This is a genomic window from Vibrio sp. ER1A, assembly GCF_000733315.1.
In the GTDB taxonomy this organism is placed as follows: Bacteria; Pseudomonadota; Gammaproteobacteria; order Enterobacterales; family Vibrionaceae; genus Vibrio; species Vibrio mediterranei.
In genome coordinates this window covers 199,834-217,389 of the sequence record NZ_JPJA01000095.1, presented here as the reverse complement: position 1 = coordinate 217,389, position 17,556 = coordinate 199,834, and the positions used below count along the sequence as shown (strand labels likewise).

The following is a 17,556-nucleotide window of genomic DNA, read 5'->3' as shown; positions in this document are numbered from 1 at the left end:
GCGACTCTGTCGCCGGCTTGGTGAGGCTCAAGAGGATGTGACGACATCGATTTCTGGATTGCTCGGAGTAGATGATGCTGATCTCGGGGACACTCATCAATGGGCTATTGATGGCAACCCAACGGGTTCCTACGGAACACTTACTATTGATTCGGATACTGGAGAATGGACATATACTCTAGATCCTGGTGTAGAACTTCCTGCCGGGAAAGAAGTCTTTGACACCTTTTTCGTAACGGTGACCGATACTGATCCTAATGAAGACCCTAGTACTGCTTCTGACCGACGTGAAGTAAAAGTGAAAATCGTCGGTTCAGCGGAAGATGTCGATAATCCTAATCCAGGGGATGCCAAAATCATTGTTGAAACCTTTAGTGCTGATGAAGACAACGGTGATCAAAATGAGACAGGCGTAGGACCTTCAACGGTTACGATTACTTCAGATGGTGTAGGTGCCTTACAGCTTGATCCAAGTTTAGGTTTGGGTGATCAAATTAGTTGGACTTTAGTGGATGGAAGCGGCACGTATGGCAACATCAAGGTCAATCAAGATGGCACATGGGAATTTACATTAGATAATGACAGCCAAGCAGTACAATCGTTGCAAGAAGGTGAAACTCGTCAGGATGTATTCGAAGTCTACGCGGTTGACCAGTATGGTAAGACCATAGTAGATGACAATGGCTTACCTCAGACCTTAGAAATTGTCGTTAATGTGCATGGTCAAAACGATGCTCCAACATTGCAAGCTAATGTAGAAGAAACGATTGTAGCGGATGACCCAGATCAGAGAATTTCTGGTCGACTCACGGTCAATGATGTGGATGTGGAAGATCGAGGTCAACATACTTGGTCAATTGCAGAAAGTAACGTGAACTCTGACTACGGCACACTGACGTTTAACGCGAATGGCGTTTGGTCTTTTAAAGTCGACCCAACCAATCCAGATATCATCGCACTAGCTGCCAATGAAAGCATTGAGCAAACTTGGATAGTAACCGTTACGGATCCTAAAGGTGAGACGGCGACTCAAACTCTGACGATCAATATTCAAGGGGATAACCAAGCTCCAACGATGACGACCGATAATGGTTCTGTTACGGAAGATGTCTTCAGTGGTGCGGAAGTATCAGTGACCAAGCAGATCCATTTGGATGACGTTGACACTAACGATGTCGTTACCCTTGATCCAGTCAACCTAAACGGTACTTACGGTAACTTTGTTGTCGACCCATCTACAAATACATGGAAATACGTTCTATTCAACGACAAGCCTCATGTTCAATCATTAGGTGAAGGCGTCACGGTAACGGAAGAGTTCACAATACGCGCAACCGATCAATTCGGTGCTGAAGTGACTCAAAAAGTAGAAGTGACGGTAGTCGGTTCTAACGATCAACCAACCGTATCAGGCTCGGCTTCAGGCTCAGTAAGTGATGCTTTGGGTAGCACCGCGGCAGGTAAAGTCACGGTCTCCGATGTTGACGTTGGTGACACTCATACCTTCTCTGTAAAACAAGACTCAAATCTTGGTACGTTCACTGTTGATAACAACGGTAACTGGAAGTTCGTGGTTGACGAGAACAATCCAGAGATTAATGCGCTAGCCAAAGGGCAGACTAAAACTATTCAAGTGAGTGTTGTCGCGACAGACAGTTCTGGCGTAACGGCAACAGAAGAGTCCAACGAACATGTCATTAATATCACTATTGTCGGTACCAACGATGCACCGCAAATCGTGGATATTGGCGAACAAATGGCGACGGAAAACACCACGACGCAGCTTACTGGCAACTTTGACTCTGGTGATGTTGATACTGTTAATGTGGCGGATAGCCATCACTGGCAAGTAGTCTCTGGTGATCCAAGAGGCGAATTGACGGTCGATCCGGTGACCGGAGCTTGGACCTTTAATCTTACTGGTGATTTTGAATATTTATCAGAAGGTGAAACGCTGTCTAGTCCACTGAGCTATCAAGTGAAAGTCACGGATGAACACGGTGCCTCAGATACTATTACTGTCAATTTCCAAGTGACAGGTACCAACGATGCTCCAACCATTGTTGCTGCAAATACCGTTGCCACTGGAACCGTACATGAAGATCCAGCAGGCGCAGAATCTGGCACGGCTAATGGTGTGGTGACGATCGCTGATGTTGACCATAACGATACTCACAGCTATAGCTTGAGTAACTCCGGTATGGTGACGGAAATCCAAGGTACGTACGGTACGCTTAAGCTAATTGCAGGAGATACACCGGAAAGTGTCAAGTGGGAGTACGTACTAGACCAAGATAAAGCCAACAGTCTTAACGATGGTCCAGTCACTGAAAACTTTGACCTATTTATTGAGAGCTTGGTTGGTGGTGTGGCTCAAGGCGATGCAATCAAGCAGACAATTGAAGTCACGGTCGAAGGCCGTAACGACGCTGCGATAGTTGCTCCTGAGTCTCAAACTCATGCCGAGACCGATGCACCGCTGCAGATGTCAGGCAATCTCAACTCAACGGACGTCGATAACCCTGACGATACGTTTACGGTTCAAAACAATAAGCAAGGCACATACGGTACGTTTAGTATCGATGCCAACGGCGAATGGACGTTTGTGGCTAACCAAGCATTCAATTCTTTGAATGTTGGTCAAAGTGTTGAAGAAACCTTTGCTGTTACTACTATCGATGGAACGCCAACGAGTGTGACGGTGAAGATCGAGGGTACCAATGATGCCGCTACGGTAAGTGTTGGCTCTGTGGAGCGAGATGAAACGGATACTCCATTGACAATTACCGATACCTTAACGTCTAGTGATGTTGATAACGCGGATAATACCTTTACGCCTAGCAGCAAAGTAGGGACGTACGGTACGTTCAGTATTGATGCCAATGGTGTTTGGACATTTGTTGCTAAAGAGTCATTTGATCATTTAAACGTTGGTCAAAGCGTCTCAGAAACGTTCGATGTCACCTCTGTTGATGGCACACCATCGACTGTTACGGTGAAAATCAACGGTACCAACGATGCTGCAGACATTAGTGCTGCTACTGAGAACCTTACAGAAAGTAACAGCATACTAACGGCTAACGGGACGCTGACGGCAGATGATCCTGATAATGCAAATAACGTATTTGTTGCTCAAAATGGGACAGTGGGTAACTTAGGTACGTTTACCCTGACGGCAGCGGGCGTGTGGACATTCACCGCTAAGAGTAATTTCGATAACCTAGCAGAAGGTCAGAAAGCAGAAGAGAGCTTTACGGTGACTTCTATTGATGGCACTACCTCTGAGGTGAAGATAGTCATCACGGGTACTAATGATGCCGCTACAGTGAGCAGTGCAGATGTGACCTTACAGGAAACAGACGCAGTGCTGAGTACAAGTGGCACGTTAACCTCTTTAGATATCGACAATCCTGACAATAAGTTCCAGGAACAGACCAATGTCGCAGGTAACCATGGTACGTTCTCTATCGATGCTGATGGAAACTGGACGTATATTGCAGACGAGTCATTCAATAGTTTAAATGTGGGCCAATCGGTCGATGATACCTTTAACGTGAAATCTGTGGATGGCACCGTATCGACAGTCAAAGTAACCATCCAAGGCACCAACGATGCGCCAAGCATCACTGGTGATTTTGCAAAAGGTGTTCAAGAAGGTGTGACTGATTCTGTGTCCGGAACAGTGAACATCACCGATGTGGATAGTGCTTCGGTGACTCGCTCGTTGCGTAACGGGACATTGAGTGGTGATACATTTACTGCAACAGGCCAGTATGGGACGCTTACATTCAACGTGGCGACTGGCGTGTGGGCGTACGTATTACTTACTGGCAGCAGTAATGCACTCACTGGAGACCAAACTGCTACAGAGACGTTCTATATTGAAGCTACAGATGGCGCTCCTGGTGGTGATAGCGTACAGCCAATTACCATCACAGTGACGGGGAACAAAGGTCAGATTGGCGATAGTTCGCTTGACGACATTCTTACCGCAACCTCGGATGATGAGTGGCTATTTGGTAACTCTATTCCTATTGGCGGTGGTACTAGTGTGGACACTGATTCGCAAGATACTTTCCGTTGGGAAACAGCGAGTCTCGCTGGAACGGATACGATTAAAGACTTTGATGTACGTGACTTTGCAGCCACTGATCCAAACGTGAAACATGATGTGGTTGACCTAACTGCAGTCGACTTTAAAGCTGACCAGCAATTAACAGACCAGTTGAGTGTGTCAGAGCAGTCTGGTGATACGGTTATTGAGATCAGTGATAGTGGGGCAGTGTTACAGTCTATTGTATTGGAAGGTGTGACACTGACATCGCTTCTAGGTGTGTCTCAACAGGAAGTGGACAGTATGACGCCAACTGAGGTGCTACTGGCTCTACATGAATCTGAGCAGCTCACGCTACCCGACCAAATTCGCATTGGTACAGAAGCATCTGAGACGTTAATTGGTACGGATGAGAGTGACATTATCTACGGCGGTGGCGGTAACGATATTCTTACCGGTGGAGACGGCTTTGATTTATTCTTGTTTACTGAGGAAGGTGCTGGCACCACAACCAACCCTGCAGAGCAAACCGTAACGGATTTCCATATTGGTGATGATAAGTTGGATATCTCGGACTTGTTGCCAGATCACGACAATTTAGGTGATTTGCTAGGAAACATTACCATTACGGTTAATGATGATCCGAACGACAACACTGATCCAGCGACAACAGTTATCAGTGTCACCAACAATGGTGAGCAAACGGATATCACTCTTGAGGGTATTGGATGGAATGACTTGGGTATTGCCGATAGTAATGTAATGACTGATCAAGGAAATCATCAGTCAGAGTTACTGAATCAGCTAGACCACTTGAGCATCATTAAGGTAGACCCGTAGAGACGGGTCGTTATAAAACGAAAAAGGGCTGCGCGATGCGCAGCCCTTTGTTTTTGTTTGAGCACAATGTTAGCTCAATTTGTTCTGCTCTGCTTTACAAACCGCCGCAGTAAACACTACGTCTGTTGAGCTGTTCAGTGCTGTTTCTGCTGAATCCTGAATCACGCCGATAATAAAGCCAACAGCAACCACTTGCATCGCCACATCGTTCGAAATACCGAATAGACCACATGCTAGAGGGATGAGCAGTAGAGAACCACCTGCCACGCCTGATGCGCCGCATGCTGATACTGCAGCAACAATACTCAGTAGCAATGCTGTCAGGATATCAATTTCAATGCCCATAGTATGAACCGCTGCTAGTGTTAGCACAGTAATTGTAATCGCAGCACCAGCCATGTTAATGGTTGCACCTAGTGGAATAGAGACTGAATAGGTATCTTCATCTAGGTCTAATTTTTCACAGAGCGTCATGTTGACTGGAATGTTTGCCGCACTTGAACGAGTGAAGAAAGCCGTTACACCACTTTCACGAAGGCATTGGAATACAAGTGGATATGGATTCTCTTTGGTTTTTACATAAACGATGATTGGGTTCACAACAAGGGCAATGATCGCCATTGCAGTAAGTAGAACGAATAGTAGTTGCGCGTAACCAGCAAGTGCCGAAAAGCCCGTTGTTGCAAATGTATTAGCTACAAGACCAAAGATACCAAATGGCGCTAGGCGGATAATAAAGCGCACTATCTGTGAAACACCATGACTCAGGTCTTCGAACACTGCTTTTGTCGTATCAGATGCGTGGTGTAGTGCTAAACCTAGACCAATTGCCCAAGCTAGAATACCAATATAGTTCGCGTTCATTAACGCACTGACCGGGTTATCTACAAGCTTAAACAACAACGTGTGAAGGACTTCTGCAATACCTTGAGGTGGTGTTGCACCTTCTGCACCAGCAACGAGGGTGAGCTCCGTTGGGAAAAGGAAACTTAGTACTACCGCTGTCAATGATGCGGAGAAAGTACCAATTAGATATAACACCACGATTGGGCGCATGTGAGTGGTTTGGTTTTTCTTTTGATTAGCAATAGAAGCTGCAACAAGAATGAAGACTAAAATTGGGGCAACAGCTTTCAATGCTCCGACAAACAGGCTACCAAGCATTCCGAAGCTTTGAGCAGTTGAAGGAGAAGCGAGTGCGAGGATAACACCAAAAACGATACCCGCTAGGATCTGGAGAACCAGGTTGCCATTGGCATAGCGAGCTAACAAGCTAGAACTTTGCATTTTTTATCCCTGTATAAGTGGTGCCGGACCTAATGTCGTTTGACGACTCCTATTCGTTTAGATAAGAGTTTTCGACGAAGATTGGTCGGCTTTATTTTGTAAAAAAGTGTGTTTGCGCGTTTTATATTATCCATGCAAATTAATGTGTCTACATATAATTTATTTTTAGATAAAATTTGTGGTATTTGTTGCAATTTANAGTTTATTGTTTTGATAAATGTTATCTGATTGATGTTTTTGTACAACACAGTATTCAAAACATCAGCGTGATAATGAAAACTCTAGAGGGACTTTTGTGTGTCTCATCTGCCCAGTTCTACAGCCAATCCATTCGAAATGATCATAAATGGAATGTCATTTATCAGATACTAGGTTGTTTTATATGAATTTTTATCAATATTCTCTGTTGACCCTCCCCTTAGGGTAAAGGTTAGTTTGGTTCGTAGGCTAACGACAGAAGGGGAACATCATGGGATGTTGTAATAAAGCGCCAGCAGGCGGCGGAGCAAGTATGGGCACTGCACTTAAATACATTGCAATCATTGGGGTGGTTGTATTCGCTCTTGCTTACTTCTTTGGGTGAATACGATGCGTAGATTAATCTTAGTTGCTTCAATGCTAGCGAGTTTTGGTGTGTTTGCGAGCCAAGGATCAGAGTTTTCCAAACTGACACCTCATGAAGCGCTAGACGAGGCGAATGCTATGTTTCGTACTGGTGAAGCTTCTATTCAAGTGAAACCAACAAAGATTGTTGGACAGTTCAAAGATGGTAGCCTTGGGGCAGTACCACTTGAGAAAGAGTTCCTAGTCTCAATTGCACCTTATCTAAACAAAATGCACCCTTGTGATATGCACTTACCGACGGGTTGTACAGGTGAGTTGCAAAACGAGAAAATGGGCGTCACCGTTGATGATAAGGATAGTCATCGGCAGCTCTTATTCAAAATGGCTAAAACCAATCCTAACGGATTCATTGACTTATGGTTACCTAGGGACCGAGAACACCTTGAGATTATAGTGAACTATAAAGGCAAGAAAGCAACCAAAGTGATAGGAACAAGTATTATGGATAATACGTGTATTACTGATATGAAATTAGAAAGTGTATCGTAAAGCTCTATCAAAAAAAGACCGCGTAAAAGCGGTCTTTTGATTCATATTTACAACGTTAAATGACTAATGCTAATAGCCTTTTTTACGATGTCGACTCTCGCTTTGAACAGAACGATAAAACTTGCCAAGTTGTTTGTCGTTACTTCTTTTCTCCGCTAATGAAGCGCTGTTTCTAGCTTGTTCTCGCATGAGTTTAAAGTAGTTATCTACGCGCCTTGCGTCGATATCTCCATTCTCAAGTGCTTTACGCACCGCGCAGCCGGGTTCATTGGTGTGTTGGCAATCACTAAATCGACACTGCTCGACCAAAAGTTCAACGTCACTAAACGTTTCAGCTAATCCCTCTTCACTCGAGGTTAGCTGAATTTCCCTCATTCCAGGGGTATCGAGTAACAAACCGCCTTCTGGCATCTTGTGCATCGAGCGTGACGTCGTAGTATGACGACCTTTGCTATCATCCTCACGAATTGACCCTGTTGCCTGTGCTTGGTCGTCCATCAGACTGTTAACCAAGGTGGATTTACCTACGCCAGATGAGCCCATGAAGGCAACGGTTTGTCCTTTGCCACACCAAGAGCGCAATCCTTGTAACGTATCGCTATCCAGTGCGTTCACAGTTTCTATGATCAAGAATGGGTCAAGCGCTTGTACTTGTTGTCGCTTGTCATCTACATCGTTACAGAGATCTGCTTTGGTTAGCACGATAACCGCTTCGGATCTCGCTTCATTCACCAGAGTGAGGTAACGCTCTATCCGACTTAGATTGAAGTCGTAATTGAGCGAACAAACAATAAAAACCGTGTCTACGTTGGCGGCAATGAATTGCTCATCTACTTTTGAACCAGGCGCTTTGCGACTGAACAAAGAACGGCGATCAAGAAGGCGAAGAAATCGATGTTGTTCATCGAGTAAAATCCAGTCACCAACCGTCATCTGAGGATAATGAATGTGATGTTCTAGATGGAACTCTTGTTGTTCCGTACAGACAACATATCCGCTGCGATGATGCGCAATGACGCGCCCTAGGACGATACCGTCGTATTCTTCTAATGTCAGTTGCTGTTGAAAAAATGTTTTCCAACCAAGTTCGTTAATTGAGATTGGATGGGTAAAAATAGAACTCATTGTTAGTACCTAAAAATACACAAAATATGCAATTTTAAATAGGGTCAGGTACTTACCGATGTAAGTGTGTGCGGGTGCACTAAGACCCCGGTAAAGGAACACCGGGTAAAGTATGATCGATTTCTAAACGAAATGAGAGTGTTGTTTGCTAATTAATTCGCTTTATTAAACCAACTTTACCAAGTGGGTACGCATTACAATCATCAAATTCCTCCAGATAGTGTTTGGTTAGGTGTCATCGTTAGCGATGATAGCACTAACATCAGAAAAGGCTAGTAGTTGATAATGCAGTGGGTATGGTTGGAGTAAAATTGTGACTTCAATTAGAAAGGTGTCAAACCATCATTAAGTAGAAATCACGGCTACCTAATGATGGTTCTCAACCTGTTTCAGTACGGGAGAGAGTGTAACTTTGTCATAGAGCAAAGGCATCAAATGGTGGTAAGTCATTTATAATTTAAATAACAAAAAAATAAAATGAAACATATCAAATGACTATAGCTAATATATAGGAGGTGCACATCCATGTGCCGATTGGATTAAAGTGTGCTGCCTTTGTGGTTTTGGACAAAGTTGCGTGCTTTTTTTAGTTGTTCACTTTCACCATCGAATACGACTAAGTACTTGTCAGTTTTGATGGCGGTTTCATATTTGACAATGGTGTCTTTTGGAATACCAATACTGGCTAATGCTCCACCGATGGCTGTTACTCCACCTGTTATTGCAGCGCCTTCAACAGCACCTGCAACAGCAGCCACAATGGGGCCAGCGGCAACAACCGCCCCGATACCCGGTAACCAAAATAAGCCAGAGCCCACAAGTGCGCCCCAAATCCCGCCCCAGAAGGCACCTGTTTTCCCCCAGTTTTTGACGCGGTCGCCTGTGTTGTAGAAACCGGTAGCGTGCTCTTCCGTTTCATAGCCCTTCCCAATGATAGATATGCACTCTATAGGAAATCCCTGGTCGACTAAGGTGGTTACAATATGTTTTGCATCCAGATGTGTGTGCGCAATTGCGACAACGTTAGAATTATTCATCATTGATACCTATAGTAATTTTTCGATTTGTTCCGATTTAGCATCAGCGAGCTGCTTTGCGACAACTTTGTGTACTCGTGCAGCAGGAGCTTTGTGGCATTGGTCGACGATTTCATCAATTTCAATAGCATCTAATTGAGTGATATCGAACACTTGCACTTCACTATTGGATTTATGATTCCATGCAACTAGGTAACCTAACGTTACAGGCATCAGGTCGTAGTCTAATTCGAGGAACTCTGAACACGTCATAGTAGACTCAAAACTAGCTGTAGCAATTGGCTGTGAAAGTGTCATTTCACCAGTATTTTCTGGCTGAGCGTTTGCGGCATAAGCCAAAATCGTAACCAGAGAAAACAAGCCTACGACTCCCTCAAAAACGAGTTTTTTTATACGTTTACTCAAAATTACTCCTGGCTATAAAATCGCAATCCGGTGGCTAGTTTCCGCCATTCGTCTTTGATAAGTTTTATCATGGTGACAAATGGGACACTCATCGAATGCCTTGGGGCTGATGTGTGTGTGACCACACTTTTCACAAATCCATTCAGTTGGTATTAGGCTCTCGAATTCAAAACCTGACTCAAGTCGATAGAGTAAATTAGATAAACGCTCATCATGCGTTTTCTCAATCGCCCCTATATTAAGAAAGTGATCCGCGACTACTGAATCACCGTGCGAGTTGCATAGTTCAGACAACTCAGGATAAAACGCGACAGATTCAAAACTTTCGCCATCGATGCTGTCTTTTAACGCAGCGGCAATATCGGTTAAGCGAGCTCCTAACGTGCGTTGTTCTATATGTTTGAAATGAAGTTTGGCGTGTACCAGTTCATTGGCGGCAATATGTGCAAGCTGATCAGCGATATGGTGATAGCCTGACTTTCGCGCGAGCTTCGAGTACAAGTTATACTTCGTAAACGCCACTGCCTCGCCTTCAAAGGCTTTCTTAAGATAGGTAGAGATGCTATCCATCTCTTTCACTTGCATTGACTGCTGGCAACACGTCAATTGACCACCGCCAACACATGTCACTTCGACTTCATTGCCACACAGGTTGCAATGATATGTTTGGTATTTTTCTATCATTGGCAGGCCGTTACATTGGTTCGTTGTGGTGATGGTTCTGATGTTTAGCAGACAGCTTAGTCTTGTGTTTTTCTAATGAGTGTAAAACTGCTTGGGTCGCTTCTTGCAGAGCAATAGCGAATGTCGCGTTAGACTTTTTGGTGAAGAACTGTTCATGATCGAGATGTACAGTAAGCTCAACTTCGAACAGACGATAACTCTCATGATAGATAATATGGCATTTTTCCTGATCGATAGAATGAAAGTGCCCTTGAATATGAGCAAACTTCTCTTCGATAAGTGTTTTCATAGATGGAGTGATATCAACGTGCATAGATGTGATTTGCATTTATATTTCCCATTAAAATAGATACGTGAGTATTAGTGTTTTTAGGTGAGGCAAAATATTAAAACAAACCGCTTACCTCTAAATCATTAGTAGGTAAACACTGTATAAATTAAAAATATTCATTTTAAAACAGTTGGTTACGTAGTTTTGTTGATGGGAGTTTAGCTTTTGTTTTGGTTTTTTAGGTTTTATTAAAAAAACAGTTCTTTCCAGTGGAAATACTATCAGGATATTATCGCTAACTTATTTATTAGATTCTTCCTCGTATTAACTTAAAGAATGTTTGGATTAAAAATTCACCAATCAATAGATTGAAAATTCTTGAGGTAATATGAAATACAAAAATATACTTTTAGCGATAGACTTCGAGCATAGTGACGCTGAGCTCATCAAAAATGCCACTGACCTAGCATTTAGCTTAGGAGCGACAATCAGTCTGGTTTACGTTCACCCAAATGTGGAATACAACCCATATTCTTTAGCATACTGGGGAGATATTTATAGAGAGTTTGTTGCCGAACTTGAGCAAAAACACGATACAAAGGAGCTGGAATTTATCGTGAGTGCCTACCCGATCTCGAAGGAAAATATCTACATTAAAAACGGTGATGTTAGCCGGGAGATGCATGCTGTAATCGAAATTGTGGACGCTGACCTGATTATACTGGGCAAGCATCATAGTGTGGTCAATATGGAAGGAACGTTAGAAAGAAGCATGCGAAGCGCAGCAGGTTTAGATGTGTTGCTCGTTTCTTAGGTTTAATTTGCCGCATGTTTTAACTCATTGATAAAAATGCGGTGAGCCACTGATCAACGCCTGTTCTCGCTTCTGTCGACTTCAGCCATATGGAAAAGCAGCATGTCATCTGTCTTATGCTTATGGAGACATCATTCGGCGTTAGTTTGGTTGAGTTCTCAAAATGGCAGTCATTTGTGGAAAAACATTAACTATCATGAAGTTAAATGTATTGAGAAAATTATTAGAACAATTGCTCTAAATACAATGTAAAGAGGTAAAGATATGTCGAGCGAAGTGGGCGTTGATGAACATATAATCTTAGGTGATTACTGCACGTGTACTAAAAGAATGAACAGTGAGCCCACTGAAGTATTGAATGAATGTGATGGTAATGCAATTGCTGTATTGTCCAAGAATACGTTAGTCTACTACGCAGTCCCGATTGGACTGTTTGAAAAGATGTTAGCGGCATATGATGCGAGTTTATTCAACTTAATTGGCAGCTAAGTCGATCATCGGCCTCGCAGGATGCGAGGCTATCGGAAACATCAATCCTATAATGCCGACTCTTCTTATCCATAAACCACCCAGCTCATTTACATCCATCTTTCTTGCATAATCCAACCCAACGTTAGTAAGTGATTTTTGCTGAACGCCTCGCCTTGCCGCTACTAAAAAATCGTAGAATTTTCTGAAGTTTAGAACGAAAAAACTGTTTAGTGGCTAACTTGTTTTCATATTTTTCGATTTTGTAATATAGCGACAGAAAAGCGTCTTCAATAGCATTATCGAGTAGCAAATCAGTGCGAAGGACATAGAAAGATTGTGTTTCTAAGTGTACCTTTAACGACACCTCATAATCGCCAAAACCATTATGAAAGACGACCTCACAACGACTAAAGAGTAGGTCTAAATTACGGTCCACTAAGTGTTGATATTTATCTGCAATAAGTGATGTCGTTTTAGGTGAGAGCTGCACGTTTTTACTTGTTATTTTCATTGTTAATCCGAAGTTTTGTTCATGTTCCTTGTAGAAAACATGCCCATACCAGTCAATGGATGGGCGTAATTGATGAAGGAACTGCTTTAGTTGACCTTCTTTAGTCCAGCATTGATGTCTACGATATCTTGCTCGCTCAAAGTTCCTATCGCTTGTTTGAGCTGCACTTGCGATAAAATGTATTGGTAGCGTGCGTCAGACAGGTTCTTATTTGCTTGATAGACGTTCTGAGTGCTCTCTAGAACATCGACGATAGTGCGGGTGCCAACATTAAAGCCTTCTTGAGTGGCGGTAAGGGCTGATTCCGCAGAGATAACTGACTGTTTATAGGCTTGGATAGAACCGATGGAAGAACGAATATTATTATTAATGGCTCGAACATCTTTCTGTACTTCTCTGAACGTTGATTCCAAATCTTGGCTCGCAGAAACAAATTGATATTCAGCCTGCTTGGCTTCAGATGTGATGCGTCCACCAGAGTACACTGGTAAATCGATCGAAATTCCTAGGTTAAATAGGTTTTCATCGTCATCCATTTGTGCACCCGTCACTGGGTCATTAGGTTCGTTATAGTTTTTTGTATAGCTATAGTTCGATGTCAGTGAAATAGTCGGTAGATGGCCAGATTGAGCGAGAGAGATCTGTTCCTTGGCAACATCTTTTTGAATGCGATTTGCCAAAAGATCTAAGTTCTCATTTGTCGCCTGTGCGACGAGTTGATCAGCGTTTTTACTTGGTAACGAAGTAGAGAAGCGAGCAGTATCTAACACAGCCAAATTACTCGCTTGTTGTCCTGTAATTGCTCGCAACTCTTCATATTCGTTCTCGACATTGTTTTTGGCTTGGATTTCCTGAGCTAGAACACTGTCATATTGCGCTCGTGCATCTTGTACATCGGTGATTGGAGCAATACCAACATCAAAACGTTGTTCGGTTTGCATTAGTTGCTTTGCCACGGCCTGTTTCTCGGCTTGAATAAACCGTAGGTCATCTTCGGCACGCAATACATTAAAATACGCCTCGGCGACGTTATAGATGACTTGTTGCTGTGTAGACGCATAGCGTGCATCGGCTTCACGGGCACTTTTCTCCGAGATAGTGAGGGCTATCCAGCTGCTTCGATCATAAATGGATTGGGACAATCCTAAGCTCAGATCCGTGGTGCTTCCGTCGGTTGTGTGACGATCGCTATCTTGATACGCGTAGCCTGCTGTTAGGTCGATCTGAGGTAGTAGTGCACTTCGAGTAGAGTTAATGGCTTCAAAGGCAGAGTCTCTTTGTGCAGAAGCTTTAAGTAACTGAGGATCGTTTTGCTTAGCTAAGTTGTAGATTTCAGTCAAAGTATCCGCTTTTACCGAGCTAGCTATGGCTAATAAAATAAGCGGTGTAATTTTAAATGTGTTTTTCATTCTAATGCCGTAAAGGTAGTTAATATTGTTGTAATGACAGTGTTAGGCTGCGTTAGCCATCGGTATGTGACCCATTAGGTTCTTTAGCTTTGCTAACGTGGCGACTTCAATTTGACGAATTCGCTCAGCGGATAGTTGGTGCTTGTCTGCTAACTCTGACAGTGTGGCTTTTTCGTTGGTTAGCCATCGATGAAAAATAATATCTTTGCTGCGCTCATCTAACTTTTGTATTGCAATCTTTAGCTCAGAAGATAGGTGGTTACTCCAATTTTCTTCTTCATGATTGTCTGCGAAATCGTCGCGATGCTCGCGAAAATAATTGTCTTCAGTATATGGGCAGTGAAATTCTTCATCATAATTATGACTTTCTAACTGTTTATCTTTATTAGATAGTCGTCCATCCATTACAAATACATCCCTCACTCGTACTTTTAGATTCTTCGCAATATCTTTCGCTTGTTCTTCACTTACCCAGCCAGAATCATTTTTGTGCTTTCTCAAGTTAAAAAATAATTTTCTCTGTTCTTTCGTTGTTGCAACTTTTACCATGCTCCAATTCTTGATTATGTATTCGTTAATTTCTGACTTTATCCAGTGAATAGCGAAAGAAACTAATCGAATTCCTCGAGCAGGGTTGAACTTCTTTATTGCTTTTATTAGTCCAACATTGCCGGCTTGAATAATGTCTAAAGTAGACATACCGTAGCCAACGAAATTTTTGGCAATGTAAGCAACATATCTTAAATGAGGCAGTATCAGCTCATTTAACGATTGTGAGCAATTTTCTGTAACTACTTTATTAGCTAGTGTTCTTTCTTTTTCTTCACTAAGTAATGGATACTTGCTAATAGAGCCTAAATAGTGCGAGAGACTATCTTTAGACTCTGCATTGGTGAAATATGATGAAGCTGACATTTCTTCTCCGATGTATTTGTTGAATTAGAATTTTCGAGAAGTTTATGTCATGAGTTACCACTTGTAATCATGGATAAATTAGACTCTGCTATATTTTATTTTTTACATATAAAACAATGGATTACTATGTGTTTTTATTGGGATTTTATCGCCTCTTTATGAGGTTTTATCTAGCTGGTTTATGATTTTTATGAGGTTTAAAAAGCTATTATTTAACCTTTATTTTACGTTGATTTTTGTTGCGGAATTTTCAGTTAGAGTAGTTGTAAATCAACCAACAAGCTGGAATTAACATGAAAAGTCTAAAGCTAACTCTCCTTATCGGTTTAATTATTTCTCCTCAAGTATTTGCCGATAATCTAATCATCGATACAAAAGGTATTGACCAAGAGAAATACAGTGCAGATATGTATCAATGTCAACAATTAAGTGACCAAGTACAACAGCAAAATGTTGAAGGTACAGGACGCACTACGATTAAACATATGGGACGTGCTGCTGCCTTAGGTGCTGGTGCAGCCGCAATTGGTGGTGGTTCTGGTTCAGAAGGCGCAGGAATTGGCGCAGGAATTGGTTTAGTAACAGGTGTATTAGGCAGTTCTGCTGAAAAACAACAAGCTGAAGCGAATTACCAAAGTGAGAAAGATACCGTTATGCGCAATTGTATGAAAGAGCGTGGTTACACAATTCTTAACTAATCTCAGTTTTCAATATATTTGTGAGTACTAAATAACATACATGATCACGATATATTAACCATTATAAGAGTAATCAGAATGAAAAAGGCAGTATTGTCGACACTTCTTCTCGCCATTATTTCTTCACCGAGTTATGCGGATAGCACAATGCCAAATAATGAAGATATTTGGTTGCAATCGAGAGAGGATATTAAGCAGGCACGAAGAGAAGCGAGAAATGCAACACGAACTGGTGATGTTGTAGCAACTAAAGAGCTAACAGAACAGAAAAAGCTCGATAGGAAATGGCAACATGCGCTTCCATTTTACGCTCAGAATGCAATTGACCTGGGCTTTGATTTACCGTTGCCTTTTTCATTGTCGATTATTCCTACTTATACTGAGCAGAATATTGGCTTTAATAATCTAAATGTTAATGTAGGCAATGTGTCATTAGGTGATGTGGTTGATTTAAACCAAATCGACTTTGGCAATCCTGATGTCAAAACTGCGACATTGCAACTAAGAGCAGCCGCTTGGTTATTTCCATTCATGCAAGTAGGCGCCCATGTAGGGCGTTTTGATGGTAATACGGATCTTAATGTAACAATACCTGGCTCGGTGTTCCCTGGTACGTTATCTGACAAGTTAGCGAATTCTAAAGTGACGTGTAACCGCTTCAATGACTACTGTGGTGACAAGTTATCGAATGCATTGAACAACCTACCCTCTCTATCTTTTTCTCCAGAATTTAAGGGTTGGAACTATGGAATATCGACGAACTTTGTTGCTGGTTTTGGGGAATACTTTGGTGTGTTACCAATCAGTTATACATGGTCTCAAACTGATGATGGTCGTACATCGAGTCAAACCATTGCTGTGAGCCCTCGTGTAGGACGGTCCTATCACATTGAAAACTGGGGTCTATTTAGTCCATACATTGGTGTTTCGTATATGAATAACACCGGTACAACAAGTGAAACAGATGCGTTAGATATCCAAGGCTTGAGTTACAGCATTGATCAGTACAATACGAATGATTGGTCAGGCATTGTTGGCTTTAACTGGAACTTAGCGAGAAGCTATGGTGTCTCCGCTGAGGCTAATATTGGTGAAGGTCGAAAAAGCGTAATGGCTATGTTGACCTATCGATGGTAGTGATTGTTCCAAATCCTCCGTAAATAGAAGGGCAGTGTGGTATTAACCACGCTGCCCTTTTTGACTTATACTGCGTCATTCTCGCTTAAGCTTGTTTCTACCTTTTTCTTGATATCGGAAAGGTCGCTATTGAAGAACAACACTTCAGATAGATTTAGAACTTGAATAGTTGAGGACTCTAGGACAGCGTGGTAATAGAACTCTTCAGCCGCGTCTCTATTGCCTGTTAGTTCTGAGGCTTTCGCATTTAAAATATAGAAAAACACCGTGCGCCGTTCATGAGGAATGGTTTGTAATATGGTCTTCGCTTGCAATGGTTCATCGTTGGTCAACGCCATCATAGCACTAGCTTCAAGAACTCTTGGCGTAGTTTGATTGGCGCTAGCAAACTGTTCAAACTTCAGCAAAGTCTCTGTGTTTAACTGCTCTAGATATTGTGCCATGTTGTGTGGCGGATCAAGGTACATTCTGGACACGTTAAAAATATAGCCGGTAGCGACAACGTAAGGGTTGTCTGGCGAAAGTTTTTTGGCCTCTTCAATGAGCTCAATGGCTCTGGTATGAGTATAGTCATGATAAGACGCGCCAATTGACGTCAAAGCTGACTCAATTGATGCAGCTTCGTTAGGAAGTTCATCGACCAAATCCGCGATTAGTGACTTTTCAATTTCGATATTAAATGAATCCAACAAATCGTCTAACGACTTTTTCAAAGACGGCTTCAGCATGTCTTCTGTAACTCGATATTTGCGATCAAGATGTTTATCCGTCATTCCGCACCATAT

Annotated in this window: 15 protein-coding genes and 1 pseudogene; 6 read left to right on the top strand and 10 right to left on the bottom strand. The window is 42.4% G+C overall.

Annotation, left to right across the window (positions count from 1 at the left end; genetic code table 11):
- The first annotated feature begins 37 nt into the window (after nucleotides 1-37).
- Entirely contained in the window at nucleotides 38-4,894 is a 4,857-nt protein-coding gene (locus HW45_RS26030) for a VCBS domain-containing protein (protein ID WP_152559716.1), read from the top strand.
- A gap of 69 nt (nucleotides 4,895-4,963) precedes the next feature.
- Here the strand turns inward: HW45_RS26030 and sstT are convergent, their stop codons facing one another.
- Complete coding sequence (sstT, locus tag HW45_RS26025; protein WP_038230864.1) at nucleotides 4,964-6,181, bottom strand: serine/threonine transporter SstT; 1,218 nt, start codon at nucleotides 6,179-6,181, stop codon at nucleotides 4,964-4,966.
- Nucleotides 6,182-6,769: 588 nt separating this feature from the next.
- Between sstT and HW45_RS28515 the strand changes: the two genes are divergently transcribed.
- Entirely contained in the window at nucleotides 6,770-7,294 is a 525-nt protein-coding gene (locus HW45_RS28515; RefSeq protein WP_051868407.1) for a CueP family metal-binding protein, read from the top strand.
- Nucleotides 7,295-7,363: 69 nt separating this feature from the next.
- On the opposite strand, the gene rsgA is transcribed toward HW45_RS28515, so the two are convergent.
- The 5 genes from rsgA to HW45_RS25995 all read right to left on the bottom strand — a co-directional run bounded on the left by rsgA (nucleotide 7,364) and on the right by HW45_RS25995 (nucleotide 10,873).
- On the bottom strand, nucleotides 7,364-8,419 hold the full coding sequence (rsgA, locus tag HW45_RS26015; RefSeq protein WP_038230863.1) for a ribosome small subunit-dependent GTPase A: 1,056 nt from the start codon (nucleotides 8,417-8,419) through the stop codon (nucleotides 7,364-7,366).
- A 539-nt stretch (nucleotides 8,420-8,958) separates the two neighbouring features.
- Nucleotides 8,959-9,456, bottom strand: a complete 498-nt coding sequence (locus HW45_RS26010) for a DUF1269 domain-containing protein (RefSeq protein WP_038230861.1) — start codon at nucleotides 9,454-9,456, stop codon at nucleotides 8,959-8,961.
- Between the two features lie 9 nt (nucleotides 9,457-9,465).
- Nucleotides 9,466-9,861, bottom strand: a complete 396-nt coding sequence (locus tag HW45_RS26005) for an HdeA/HdeB family chaperone (protein ID WP_038230860.1) — start codon at nucleotides 9,859-9,861, stop codon at nucleotides 9,466-9,468.
- 12 nt (nucleotides 9,862-9,873) lie between these two features.
- Nucleotides 9,874-10,545 (bottom strand): ferritin family protein, encoded by a 672-nt coding sequence (locus HW45_RS26000; protein ID WP_051868405.1) that lies wholly within the window; start codon nucleotides 10,543-10,545, stop codon nucleotides 9,874-9,876.
- 10 nt (nucleotides 10,546-10,555) lie between these two features.
- Complete coding sequence (locus HW45_RS25995) at nucleotides 10,556-10,873, bottom strand: HPF/RaiA family ribosome-associated protein (RefSeq protein ID WP_038230859.1); 318 nt, start codon at nucleotides 10,871-10,873, stop codon at nucleotides 10,556-10,558.
- A gap of 331 nt (nucleotides 10,874-11,204) precedes the next feature.
- Here HW45_RS25995 and HW45_RS25990 point away from each other — a divergent pair, with 331 nt between their 5' ends.
- Both HW45_RS25990 and HW45_RS25985 read left to right on the top strand, forming a co-directional pair.
- Nucleotides 11,205-11,630, top strand: coding sequence for a universal stress protein (locus HW45_RS25990; protein ID WP_038230857.1), 426 nt, complete (start codon nucleotides 11,205-11,207; stop codon nucleotides 11,628-11,630).
- A gap of 264 nt (nucleotides 11,631-11,894) precedes the next feature.
- Nucleotides 11,895-12,119 carry a hypothetical protein gene (locus HW45_RS25985; protein WP_006070232.1) on the top strand — a complete coding sequence of 75 codons (225 nt, stop codon included), beginning with the start codon at nucleotides 11,895-11,897 and terminating at the stop codon, nucleotides 12,117-12,119.
- Nucleotides 12,120-12,243: 124 nt separating this feature from the next.
- On the opposite strand, the gene HW45_RS25980 is transcribed toward HW45_RS25985, so the two are convergent.
- From HW45_RS25980 to HW45_RS25970, 3 genes are all read right to left on the bottom strand, one after another.
- Nucleotides 12,244-12,612, bottom strand: coding sequence for a hypothetical protein (locus HW45_RS25980; RefSeq protein ID WP_038230855.1), 369 nt, complete (start codon nucleotides 12,610-12,612; stop codon nucleotides 12,244-12,246).
- Nucleotides 12,613-12,698: 86 nt separating this feature from the next.
- On the bottom strand, nucleotides 12,699-14,021 hold the full coding sequence (gene tolC / locus HW45_RS25975) for an outer membrane channel protein TolC (RefSeq protein ID WP_038230854.1): 1,323 nt from the start codon (nucleotides 14,019-14,021) through the stop codon (nucleotides 12,699-12,701).
- Between the two features lie 42 nt (nucleotides 14,022-14,063).
- The gene (locus tag HW45_RS25970; RefSeq protein ID WP_006070229.1) at nucleotides 14,064-14,936 is read right to left on the bottom strand and encodes an RNA polymerase factor sigma-32; all 873 of its coding nucleotides are present in this window, start codon (nucleotides 14,934-14,936) and stop codon (nucleotides 14,064-14,066) included.
- A gap of 293 nt (nucleotides 14,937-15,229) precedes the next feature.
- Between HW45_RS25970 and HW45_RS25965 the strand changes: the two genes are divergently transcribed.
- Together HW45_RS25965 and HW45_RS25960 are read left to right on the top strand one after the other, a co-directional pair.
- A complete protein-coding gene (locus tag HW45_RS25965) occupies nucleotides 15,230-15,634 on the top strand; it encodes a hypothetical protein (protein WP_006070228.1) in 405 nt (134 codons plus the stop codon).
- A 78-nt stretch (nucleotides 15,635-15,712) separates the two neighbouring features.
- Complete coding sequence (locus HW45_RS25960; protein ID WP_006070227.1) at nucleotides 15,713-16,771, top strand: hypothetical protein; 1,059 nt, start codon at nucleotides 15,713-15,715, stop codon at nucleotides 16,769-16,771.
- 65 nt (nucleotides 16,772-16,836) lie between these two features.
- On the opposite strand, the pseudogene HW45_RS30095 reads toward HW45_RS25960, so the two are convergent.
- Nucleotides 16,837-17,556: pseudogene (locus HW45_RS30095) on the bottom strand (winged helix-turn-helix domain-containing protein); the annotation flags it as partial.

Coding starts and splice junctions, on each gene's coding strand:
- HW45_RS25995 (WP_038230859.1), bottom strand. CDS start 10,873: ATGCAAATCACATCTATGCACGTTGATATCACTCCATCTATGAAAACA.
- HW45_RS26000 (WP_051868405.1), bottom strand. CDS start 10,545: ATGATAGAAAAATACCAAACATATCATTGCAACCTGTGTGGCAATGAA.
- HW45_RS25970 (WP_006070229.1), bottom strand. CDS start 14,936: ATGTCAGCTTCATCATATTTCACCAATGCAGAGTCTAAAGATAGTCTC.
- HW45_RS25965 (WP_006070228.1), top strand. CDS start 15,230: ATGAAAAGTCTAAAGCTAACTCTCCTTATCGGTTTAATTATTTCTCCT.
- HW45_RS28515 (WP_051868407.1), top strand. CDS start 6,770: ATGCGTAGATTAATCTTAGTTGCTTCAATGCTAGCGAGTTTTGGTGTG.
- tolC (WP_038230854.1), bottom strand. CDS start 14,021: ATGAAAAACACATTTAAAATTACACCGCTTATTTTATTAGCCATAGCT.
- rsgA (WP_038230863.1), bottom strand. CDS start 8,419: ATGAGTTCTATTTTTACCCATCCAATCTCAATTAACGAACTTGGTTGG.
- HW45_RS26010 (WP_038230861.1), bottom strand. CDS start 9,456: ATGAATAATTCTAACGTTGTCGCAATTGCGCACACACATCTGGATGCA.
- sstT (WP_038230864.1), bottom strand. CDS start 6,181: ATGCAAAGTTCTAGCTTGTTAGCTCGCTATGCCAATGGCAACCTGGTT.
- HW45_RS25980 (WP_038230855.1), bottom strand. CDS start 12,612: ATGAAAATAACAAGTAAAAACGTGCAGCTCTCACCTAAAACGACATCA.
- HW45_RS25960 (WP_006070227.1), top strand. CDS start 15,713: ATGAAAAAGGCAGTATTGTCGACACTTCTTCTCGCCATTATTTCTTCA.
- HW45_RS25990 (WP_038230857.1), top strand. CDS start 11,205: ATGAAATACAAAAATATACTTTTAGCGATAGACTTCGAGCATAGTGAC.
- HW45_RS25985 (WP_006070232.1), top strand. CDS start 11,895: ATGTCGAGCGAAGTGGGCGTTGATGAACATATAATCTTAGGTGATTAC.